10 protein-coding genes are annotated in these 9,936 nt (G+C 31.7%); 2 read left to right on the top strand and 8 right to left on the bottom strand.

Annotation, left to right across the window (positions count from 1 at the left end; genetic code table 11):
* Nucleotides 1–183 precede the first annotated feature (183 nt).
* The 6 genes from RMN92_RS12880 to trmB form a co-directional block, all read right to left on the bottom strand.
* Nucleotides 184–555, bottom strand: a complete 372-nt coding sequence (locus tag RMN92_RS12880; RefSeq protein WP_309609846.1) for a twin-arginine translocase TatA/TatE family subunit — start codon at nucleotides 553–555, stop codon at nucleotides 184–186.
* Between the two features lie 101 nt (nucleotides 556–656).
* Nucleotides 657–896, bottom strand: a complete 240-nt coding sequence (locus RMN92_RS12875; protein ID WP_309609845.1) for a NifU family protein — start codon at nucleotides 894–896, stop codon at nucleotides 657–659.
* A gap of 76 nt (nucleotides 897–972) precedes the next feature.
* Nucleotides 973–2,103, bottom strand: coding sequence for an Mrp/NBP35 family ATP-binding protein (locus RMN92_RS12870; RefSeq protein ID WP_309609844.1), 1,131 nt, complete (start codon nucleotides 2,101–2,103; stop codon nucleotides 973–975).
* Between the two features lie 199 nt (nucleotides 2,104–2,302).
* Complete coding sequence (locus RMN92_RS12865) at nucleotides 2,303–2,626, bottom strand: MGMT family protein (protein WP_309609843.1); 324 nt, start codon at nucleotides 2,624–2,626, stop codon at nucleotides 2,303–2,305.
* 2 nt (nucleotides 2,627–2,628) lie between these two features.
* On the bottom strand, nucleotides 2,629–3,270 hold the full coding sequence (locus RMN92_RS12860) for a LysE family transporter (RefSeq protein ID WP_309609842.1): 642 nt from the start codon (nucleotides 3,268–3,270) through the stop codon (nucleotides 2,629–2,631).
* An 8-nt stretch (nucleotides 3,271–3,278) separates the two neighbouring features.
* A complete protein-coding gene (gene trmB / locus RMN92_RS12855; RefSeq protein WP_309609841.1) occupies nucleotides 3,279–3,953 on the bottom strand; it encodes a tRNA (guanosine(46)-N7)-methyltransferase TrmB in 675 nt (224 codons plus the stop codon).
* A 257-nt stretch (nucleotides 3,954–4,210) separates the two neighbouring features.
* Between trmB and RMN92_RS12850 the strand changes: the two genes are divergently transcribed.
* Nucleotides 4,211–5,263 (top strand): glycosyltransferase, encoded by a 1,053-nt coding sequence (locus tag RMN92_RS12850; protein WP_309609847.1) that lies wholly within the window; start codon nucleotides 4,211–4,213, stop codon nucleotides 5,261–5,263.
* On the opposite strand, the gene RMN92_RS12845 is transcribed toward RMN92_RS12850, so the two are convergent.
* The gene (locus tag RMN92_RS12845) at nucleotides 5,226–6,284 is read right to left on the bottom strand and encodes an ATP-binding protein (RefSeq protein WP_309609840.1); all 1,059 of its coding nucleotides are present in this window, start codon (nucleotides 6,282–6,284) and stop codon (nucleotides 5,226–5,228) included. The genes RMN92_RS12850 and RMN92_RS12845 overlap by 38 nt on opposite strands.
* Complete coding sequence (locus RMN92_RS12840; protein ID WP_309609839.1) at nucleotides 6,285–6,968, bottom strand: response regulator transcription factor; 684 nt, start codon at nucleotides 6,966–6,968, stop codon at nucleotides 6,285–6,287. It lies immediately after the preceding gene.
* Nucleotides 6,969–7,151: 183 nt separating this feature from the next.
* Here RMN92_RS12840 and RMN92_RS12835 point away from each other — a divergent pair, with 183 nt between their 5' ends.
* Nucleotides 7,152–9,932: a TonB-dependent receptor domain-containing protein gene (locus RMN92_RS12835; RefSeq protein ID WP_309609838.1), complete on the top strand. Its 2,781-nt coding sequence runs from the start codon at nucleotides 7,152–7,154 to the stop codon at nucleotides 9,930–9,932.
* Nucleotides 9,933–9,936: the final 4 nt, after the last annotated feature.

Genomic DNA, 9,936 nt, shown 5'->3' with positions numbered 1-9,936 from the left:
AATTAAAATAATAGCTTGTTTGGGGCCAATTTTTTTTAAAATTAAAACTAATAGAAATATAAAAAAAGGAATCCAACTTGATTGTTTGGTGATAAAAAGCCAGAAAGGATCAAAAGTTTCAGAACCTAAGGAATTTAAATAAATGAGTATTTGCTTGTCAAGATTGATTATTTTTTCGAGCATTTACAATTGTCTTTTGATAGGTCCCGTAAAATTTTCGATATCTTCTTTTGTTTTTTTAATTTCTGAGGTCAAATCCTCTGTAACAGATGTTGTATCCAACGTATTTTTGATTTCGCTTTCGGTTAAAACATTATTGAAACCTTGCTTGATATTGTCAACTTCGTTGGTAAAGTTTTTGGATATTGATTTCAAATCAATGTCATTTGATTCTGCGCTTTTAGTAATTTCATATTTAATATCGTCTGTAGCATCTTTAACTTGGCGCATTATTTTGCCCATAGTTCTTGCTATATCAGGTATTTTATCGGCACCAAAAAGCATGAGTGCAATAAAAATGATAAATACTAATTCGCCGCCACCAATTCCAAACATTTTTTTATTTTTTAATGTACCAAAGATACAAATTTGAAAAGTTATTTATAAATGCAAATTTTATAAATTAATTTTAAAATAAATTAACATTGATAATTTATTTATAAAATATTTACCACAGTTTCTATTTGTGGGGCATATTTTTTAATGGTAGTTTCTACACCAGCGCGCATTGTCATTTGGCTTACACTGCAAGAATTGCAAGCGCCTTCAAGGCGAACTTTGACATGTTTTTCGTCTTCAATCGAAATTAAAGTGATATCGCCACCATCGGAATTCAGAAACGGTCTAATTTCTTCAAGTGCTTTTTCTACGTTTAATGTTAATTCTTCTGTTGTCATTTTTTTAGATTTTGGATTTTTAGATTTATAGATTATTCGAAAACAATGTAATCGAATAATCTATAAATCGAATAATCTATTTTTTAACTGCCGAGCAGCCTGCCATCGTCGTAATTTTAATAGCTTCTGTTGCCGGTAAATTTTGGTTTCTATTCACTGTTTCTTGAACTACGTTTCGTGTTATTTCTTCGAATATAGTTTCAATTACAGAACCTGTTTGTAGCGCAGCTGGACGGCCATAATCTCCAGCTTCTCTAATGCTTTGTACTATAGGAACTTCACCCAAAAACGGAACTTGAAGGTCTAAAGCTAAATTTTTGGCGCCTTCTTTACCAAAAATATAATATTTGTTGTTTGGTAGTTCTTCAGGTGTAAAATAGGCCATATTTTCGATAATTCCCAAAACTGGAACATTGATTGCATCCGATAAAAACATAGAAACTCCTTTTTTTGCATCGGCCAAAGCCACTGCTTGTGGTGTGCTTACTACTACAGCGCCAGTTATTGGCAACGATTGCATGATGGAAAGGTGAATGTCGCCAGTTCCTGGCGGTAAATCTATCAACATAAAATCAAGTTCGCCCCAATGTGCGTCGAAAATCATTTGGTTCAATGCTTTGGATGCCATTGGTCCACGCCAAATAACAGCTTGGCTTGGTGCGGTAAAAAATCCGATGGATAATATTTTGATTTCGAAACTTTCGACAGGTTTCATTTTTGATTTCCCATCGATTTCAACAGACAAAGGTTTTTCTGTTTCTACATCAAACATGATTGGCATACTTGGACCGTAAATATCGGCGTCTAGAATTCCTACTTTGAATCCCATTTTGGCTAAAGTTACGGCTATGTTTGCCGTTACAGTCGATTTTCCTACACCGCCTTTTCCAGAAGCTACGGCAATTATATTTTTGATTCCAGGGATGGCTTTTCCTTTTATCTCATTTGCCTTTTCTGGGGTTTCAACTTTAATGTTGACTTTTACTTTTATTTCTGACGAAAAAGTATCTTGCAATAGTTTTCGGATATCGTCTTCTGCACGTTTTTTAATATGCATGGCTGGAGTGGAAAGTACTAAGTCGACCACAACTTCATCCCCAAAAGTAATTACGTTTGTTACTGCGCCGCTTTCGACCATATTTTTTCCTTCGCCAGCAATGGATATATTTTCTAATGCTTTGAGAATTTCTTTTCTGTCTAATTTCATTTTTTTGAATCGTATTTCAGTTATTTTTATTTAAACTGATTTTAGATTGCAAATGTAAGGAGAAGTTACAAAGTTACAAAGTTTAGGAGTTGCAAAGTTTAATGGAGTATTGATAAAGTTTTATTAAAAATAACCGCTAATTCGCCAATTAATTTTACAACTGTAAATTTTTTATTAGTGAATTGGCGGTAAATATTTTTCATAACTCCATTTCAGGCTCCCAAAAAACTTTCTCAAAATCCACAATTTGATTGTCTTCAACCATAATTCCTTCGCTTTCCAACAATTGTTGCATTAAATTGGTTCCTTCAAAATGGTGTTTCCCTGTGAGTAGTCCTTTTCGATTGACTACTCTGTGAGCTGGAACGTCTTCCAAATTATGGGCAGCATTCATTGCCCAACCTACCATTCTAGCGGAACGTGCAGTTCCCAATACTTTTGCAATGGCGCCATAGCTCGTAACTTTTCCATAAGGAATTTGTCTTGCTACTGCATAAACGCGTTCAAAAAAATTAGTTTCCAAAGTTAAAAATAATATTTTATGATGTTGAAAACAGTAAATAATGCAACTATCCCAGTTATAAAACCAATAATAGTGTTCATATTTTTAATAATAAAATCTGTTTTAGATTCTATTCTTTTAAAAAATGCAATGTAACTGTAAAAAACCAAAAATGAACCCATGACTACGCCAATTACAAAAGTATACACTGATTTTTTTTCAAAGGTAAAATAATCAAACGATGCCAAACTGATACTTACAAAAACATAATATGGAATTGGAAAAAAATTAATCGCAGAAAGCAACATTCCTAAGAAAAATCTGCTTTTTTTGCTTTTAATTTTTTTTACTTCTTTACTCTTAATTGCAGGTTTTTTTGCAATGAAAAGAAAATAGATGGTTAATAATGAGAAAACTCCAAAACCAATTTCTCTCAATAATATTAAAACTTCTTGATGGCTGTTAATGTAACCTGCAAAAATAAGTGCAATTAGTGTTTGAAAAAATATGATAATTAAGGCTCCAAGAGCAAAAATTAAAGCCCTGTTTCTTCCATCTTGAATACTAATTTTTGCAGCTGTCATATTGATTAATCCAGGCGGAAAAATTCCTATTGCAGAGGCTAAAAATCCCGATAAAAACGGAAAAAGTATTGCAGTTACCAAAGTTATAATTATTTTATTTTGAAACGAATATACGTAATTGCTTTGTTAATATCCAAATATTGTTTCTCGTAAAATGTCTGAATTTCAGTCACTTCATTTGGAGCTCCTTCGTTCACATATACATTATGGTTGGCATACAAAACCTCGTGACCTTCGCCATGAAGCAAACCCAAAGTGTAGCCATGCATGAATTCTGAATCGGTTTTAAGATTCATAATTCCATCGGGTTTAAGTATTTTTTTATACAATTGCAAAAACTCAGAATTGGTCATTCGGTGTTTGGTTCGCTTGTATTTTATTTGAGGATCTGGAAAAGTAATCCAAATTTCATCGACTTCATTTTCACCAAAAATATGATTGATCAATTCAATTTGTGTACGCACAAAAGCCACATTATTCAATCCTGTTTCAACGGCAGTTTTTGCACCTCGCCAAAATCGCGCACCTTTTATATCTATTCCAACAAAGTTTTTATCTGGAAATTTTTCTGCCAAACCAACAGAATATTCACCTTTACCACAACCCAATTCCAAAACAATTGGATGGTCATTTTTAAAAAAATCCTGATTCCATTTGCCTTTCAATGGAAATGAATTTGAAACCACTTCTTCCCGCGTTGGCTGAAAAACATTTACAAACGTTTCATTTTCGCCAAATCTTTTCAATTTATTTTTACTTCCCACTACTTTTAATTAATATTTTGGTAAAATTAAGGAAATATACAAGACTAGAAATTTTTTTATATTTACTTTACGTAAAAGTTTTTATTTGGAACACAACATTCCATTTATCAACTGGCATTGCACCTGCTTTTTGCTGCAATCTGTACTTGCGAGCAATTCAGTACTATAAAGAAATTTATAAACATCGCAAGTACAGGATTTCCGCTTCAATCAGGGTTATTTCACCAACCTTTATGCAATTTTAAACCTTGGAAAAAATCAAAAAGAATATTTTAGTAGCGCCATTAAATTGGGGTTTGGGACATGCAACTCGTTGCATACCTATAATAAAAGCATTGGAATCACAAGGATTTACACCTATTATAGCTTCAGATGGCGTGGCACTCGATATTTTGCGCAAAGAGTTTCCACATCTGCAATCATTGGAGTTGCCATCTTATCATATAGAATATCCAAAAAACGGCTTTTTTTTCAAGATTAAAATATTTTTCAATAGTCCAAAAATGCTCGAAGCTATTGTTTCTGAGAAGAAAGTTGTCAAAAAATGGATCAAAGAATACAACCTTATCGGTATTATATCAGATAATAGATTGGGTGTTCGCAGCAAAAAAGTGCCTTGTGTTTTTATAACCCATCAACTGAATGTCATGACTGGAAACACAACTTGGCTTACAAGCAAAATGCACCAATACATTATTAAAAAATTTGACCAATGTTGGGTTCCAGATGTAGACACAGTACCTAATTTGACAGGTGATTTAGGTCATCTTGACAAACATTATGATGCCATAAAATATATAGGACCACTAAGTAGATTGCACAAAAAACCATTAGAAAAAAAATACGATTTAATGGTTATATTATCAGGACCAGAGCCTCAAAGAACATTTTTGGAAGAAAAGCTAGCATTAGAATTATTAAAATACGACGGGAAAATTATTTTCATCAAAGGAAAAATTGAAGCTGAACAAACAGTTGTTGAAAAAGAAAATATTATTTTCTACAATTATATGAATTCTGAAGAATTGGAAATTGCTTTCAACCAAAGTGATAAAATTTTATGTCGTTCTGGATATACTACTGTTATGGATTTGGCACAATTGGGAAAAAAAGCATTTTTTATACCAACTCCAGGACAATACGAACAAGAATACTTGGCCAAAAAACTAAAAAAAGAAGGCTTGGTTCCTTATTGCAAACAAGAAAAGTTTGAAGTCAATAAACTTTTGGAAATTGATTTGTACAAAGGATTAACCGATTTTAAAACCGTAGTTACTTGGAAAGAGCTGTTTCAACTTTTTCTAAAGTAAAAGAAAATTCAGATCCAGCACCAAAAGTGCTTTCAACATATATTTTTTCGTCGTGTGCTTCAATAATATGTTTTACTATAGATAAACCAAGTCCAGAGCCACCTTCAGATCGGGCACCACTTTTATCGACTCTATAAAAACGTTCAAAAAGGCGTGGAATATTTTGTTTTTCGATTCCTTCTCCATTGTCTGTGATTCTTACTATGACTTTATTATTTGTTAAATCTTCAATGCCTACTTCAGTTGAACCGCCAAATTTTCCATATTTTATAGAATTTACCATAAGATTCATGACCACTTGTTGAATTTTTTCATAATCTCCAAAAACCAATATTGGGCGAAAATATTTGGAATCAAAATTGAGTGTAATTTCTTTTTTGTTTGCTTTCATTTCTAGCAAATCCATTACATTTTGAGTGAGTTCTACAATATCAAACTCCACCATTTCCATGCTTTCATCGCCCATTTCTAGTTTAGAAATCATATCCAAATCCTCTACAATATAAACCAAACGTTCCACACCTTTGTCTGCACGTTCCAAATATTTTTTTCTTATTTTTTTGTCTTCCATGGCGCCATCAAGCAATGTCGAAATGTAGCCTTGAACAGTAAAAAGTGGCGTTTTTAATTCATGAGAAACATTGCCCAAAAATTCGCGGCGGTATTCTTCGCGGTCTTTTAACATTTCAATTTCGAGTTTTTTATCGGTGGCGAACTTTTTAACCTGTTTGGTCAATGTAGCCATGTCTGTAGTTATAGGTTGATTTCTAAACGAAGTAGAATCTAGAAAAGAAATGTCGTCATATATTTTTTTTACACGTCTGTAAATAAATCTTTCGACTCGGTATTGTAACATAAAAAAGGAGAATATAGCAATTAAAAAAGTGAAGATTAGAATAAAAAGCCAAGAAAATTCGAAAAACAAATAAGTAAGTATTCCAACCAAGCTAGAAGAAAAAATAGTAATATATATAGCTGATTTTACTGCAAATTTATATGTTTTTCTAAAACTTAAACTCATTTATACTTCAAATTTATAGCCAACACCTTTGATGGTTTTAAACAAATCTTCTCCTATTTTTTCTCTCAGTTTACGAATGTGTACATCTATTGTTCTGCCACCAACAACCACTTCACTGCCCCAAACTTTGTCAAGAATTTCTTCTCTTTTAAACACTTTTCCAGGTTTGGATGCTAATAAATAAAACAGTTCAAACTCTTTACGAGGCAAAATAATTTCCGTGCCATCTTTGACAATTTTGTATTCCTCGCGATTGATAATTATATCGCCAACATTTAAGTTCTCAGTAGCAACATTGTCATCTTTTAATCGGCGAAGTAAGGCTTTTACTTTGCTGACTAAGACCTTTGGTTTAATAGGTTTGGTAATGTAGTCATCCGCTCCAGCATCAAAACCAGCTACAAGAGAGTAATCTTCGCTTCTAGCCGTTAAAAAGGTAATAATTACTTGGCTTAGTTCGGGTGTTTTTCTAATGATTTCGCAGGCTTCCATTCCGTCCATTTCTGGCATCATTACATCCATAATTATAAGATGTGGAATGTGTTTTTTTGCTTTTTGAACTGCTATTTTTCCGTTTTCTGCTGTAAATACTTGGTATCCTTCTTGCGATAAGTTGTAGCTTACAATTTCTAGAATATCGGCTTCGTCGTCAACCAATAAAATCTTGATGTCTTTTTTTTTCATAAAGGCAATAATAACATTATTATGATGTAAATGTAATTATAATTTAAAGTAAAATAAATTAGTTACAAAAATTTAATCTCATAACGTTAATATAACACTATAAAAACCAAATCGTAACCTATGGCTAACACCAACTTTACATTATAGCAGTTCCTTTGCGCAAGAATTCAATAAAGCAACTACATGAAAATTAAACTATCAATTTTAGCAGTATTTTTTACATTATTCTCATTTGCTCAAAACGCAACAATATCTGGAATAGTAACCGATAAAGATCTTAAAGACGAAGCTTTACCATTTGCAAATGTAACTATAAAAGGAACTTCCACAGGAGCTACAACAGATATGGATGGAAAATATGCAATTGATATTCCAGCAGGAAATCATATTGTAGTATTTAGTTTTCTAGGTTATGTTTCAAAAGAAATCCCTTTTATAGTTATGGAAGGCGAGAAAAAAACCATCAATCAATCTATAGGTTCAGGAAGTGTTACTATGAAAGATGTGGTGGTTAAGGCAACAATAAGCCGTGAAAAAGAAACTGCATTATTATTAGATCAGAAAAAAGCAGTTGAAATTAAACAAAGTATTGGCGCGCAAGAAATGGCTCGAAAAGGAGTGAGTAATGTAGAAAGTGGACTGACAAAAATAACAGGAATTTCTAAAGTCGATGGCAGAGGTTTATTTGTTCGTGGTTTAGAAGAAAGATATAATAATTTATTGATTAACGATTTGCAAGCACCTTCAAGTAGTCCTTTTAAAAAAATTGTGCCACTGGATTTATTTCCTACGGATATTGTAGGCGTTTTGAATGTGTATAAAACCTTTAATCCTAATATATCTGGCGATTTTGCAGGAGCAACTATTAATATAGAAACTGCCCAACCAAGATCAAGTATTACGAAATTGACAACAGGTTTTGGTTATGTAACAGGTAATAATAATGAAGATTTTTTGATTTCTGAAAATGCCAATACAACTCAGGGTTTTTTGGGTTTTATAGGTAAAGATAGAAAACTGCCAGAAGCTTTCGGGAAACTTCCTTCCAGCAAATTCTTAAGTGTTGAACAGTATAATGAATCGGCTAAACAAAATTCTTGGGATGTTAACAATTCAAGTTCACCCATTAATAATAGTATAGGATTTTTGCATTCAGAAAAATTCAGTATAAATGAAGAAAGAAATATTAGTTATATTTTTTCTGTAAATGCGGATAATAAATATCAAATTCAAAAAGGAGTCGATAGAACTTTTTTTATTGGTCAAGGTGATTATGATAATAATTTATTTACTTCAAAATATAGTTACAATACAACTTTTTCTGGATTGGCCGGCTTAAAGTACAAGTCTAAACGTTTTGGAATTGCTATAAATTCTTTTTTATTAAAATCTACAGCAAGTATTATACAAGATCAGTTGGGAGATATTGGAAATATATCTGTCAAAGAAAATCTGTTTATTAGAGAAAATAAATTCGAAGAATCAAAATATTGGAACAATCAGGTTTTAGCAAATTATGACATTACTGAAAATGGAAATCATACTATAAATGGCGGATTTTCATATAGTAAAACTTCCTTTGGACAACCAGATAGAAAATTTATAAGGGGAGAAAAGTTAAATGATAATGATTACTTGCTATCATTTGGAGGTAATAATTTTATTCGTCAGTTTTTGGATATTTCTGGAAATCGATTTTTTTCGAGTATGGTTGAATATAATTTGAAATTTAAAGAAAAAACAAACGGGAAATCAAATAAATTATCTTTTGGTTACAATGGATTTAGCAACGAAGAAATATCTACTTATCGATTTGTTTTTGGTAGACCACTATTTTCCACGTCATTTACTACAAATATAAACAACATTGATGAAATATTAGATTCTAATATAAACTCCGGATTGGTACGTTTTGGAGAGGAATCAACAGCCGATTTTAGAACAAAATTATTTCAAAATATAAATTCTGGATACGCTAATGCTTTTTTTAATTTTGGAGAAAAATGGGAAATAAATGGTGGTGTTAGAGTAGAAAAATCTTTAAGAGAAATTAAATTTAGGTTTACAACTGACGCTCCAGACGCAAGATTCAAAAAAATCGAAAAAGACAATCTAGATATATTGCCTTCTTTAAATGTAAAGTATGTATTGAATGACAAAAATAACATTCGTTTTGCAGGATCAAAAACATTAACAAGACCAACATCTATTGAGGTAATGCCAATAACATATATCAATCCAGACGGAACTGTAGAAGTTGGTAACCCAAATATTGAAAACAGTGACAATATTAATATTGATTTAAAATATGAATTATTTCCAAGTGTTAATGAAATGATTGCTGTTGGAGTTTTTGGAAAACAAATTACAAATCCTATTGAACGTATTTTCATTCCTACTGCTAGTAGTGGTGGACAAATAACAACCTATCAAAACTCAAAACGAGCTCTTTTGTATGGTGTAGAACTTGAATTTTCGCTGCAATTAAATAGAATTTCATCATTATTGGATAAGTTTTCATTCGGGTTTAATACTTCATTAATGAAAACTAATGTTGAGGTTAATTTGATAAAGAACCCACTAGAAAATAGTAACAAAAGACCTCTTCAAGGTGCTTCAAACTGGTTAATAAACTCTGACTTAAAATATGATTTTCAGTTTAATGAAGAGATGAAAAATTCTATGTCACTGGTTTATGGTGTTGCTGGAGAAAGAATTTTTGCTGTAGGAACAGCTGGATTGGATCATGTCTATGAGAAGCCGTTTAGTAAATTAGATTTTGTTTGGTCAAGCAGAATTTCAAAAAACATAGATTTAAAAATGGCAGTTGACAATATTTTAAATCCTTCATTCAGAAAAGTTTTAGGAAACGAAAGTAAAATCAATATTATTGAGAAAGACTTAACTGTAAGAGAATTTAAAAGAGGCACAGGATATTCTCTAAATATTAGTTATACTTTTTAATATA

This window comes from Flavobacterium sp., from assembly GCF_031363805.1.
GTDB lineage: Bacteria > Bacteroidota > Bacteroidia > Flavobacteriales > Flavobacteriaceae > Flavobacterium.
Note: the sequence above shows the minus strand (reverse complement) of the source record. Positions and strands in the feature narration are given on the sequence as shown.

What these genes read in the sequence shown, in the direction of transcription:
- RMN92_RS12880 (WP_309609846.1), bottom strand. Translation starts at nt 555, where the DNA reads ATGTTTGGAATTGGTGGCGGCGAATTAGTATTTATCATTTTTATTGCA.
- RMN92_RS12875 (WP_309609845.1), bottom strand. Translation starts at nt 896, where the DNA reads ATGACAACAGAAGAATTAACATTAAACGTAGAAAAAGCACTTGAAGAA.
- RMN92_RS12870 (WP_309609844.1), bottom strand. Translation starts at nt 2,103, where the DNA reads ATGAAATTAGACAGAAAAGAAATTCTCAAAGCATTAGAAAATATATCC.
- RMN92_RS12845 (WP_309609840.1), bottom strand. Translation starts at nt 6,284, where the DNA reads ATGAGTTTAAGTTTTAGAAAAACATATAAATTTGCAGTAAAATCAGCT.
- RMN92_RS12840 (WP_309609839.1), bottom strand. Translation starts at nt 6,968, where the DNA reads ATGAAAAAAAAAGACATCAAGATTTTATTGGTTGACGACGAAGCCGAT.
- RMN92_RS12835 (WP_309609838.1), top strand. Translation starts at nt 7,152, where the DNA reads ATGAAAATTAAACTATCAATTTTAGCAGTATTTTTTACATTATTCTCA.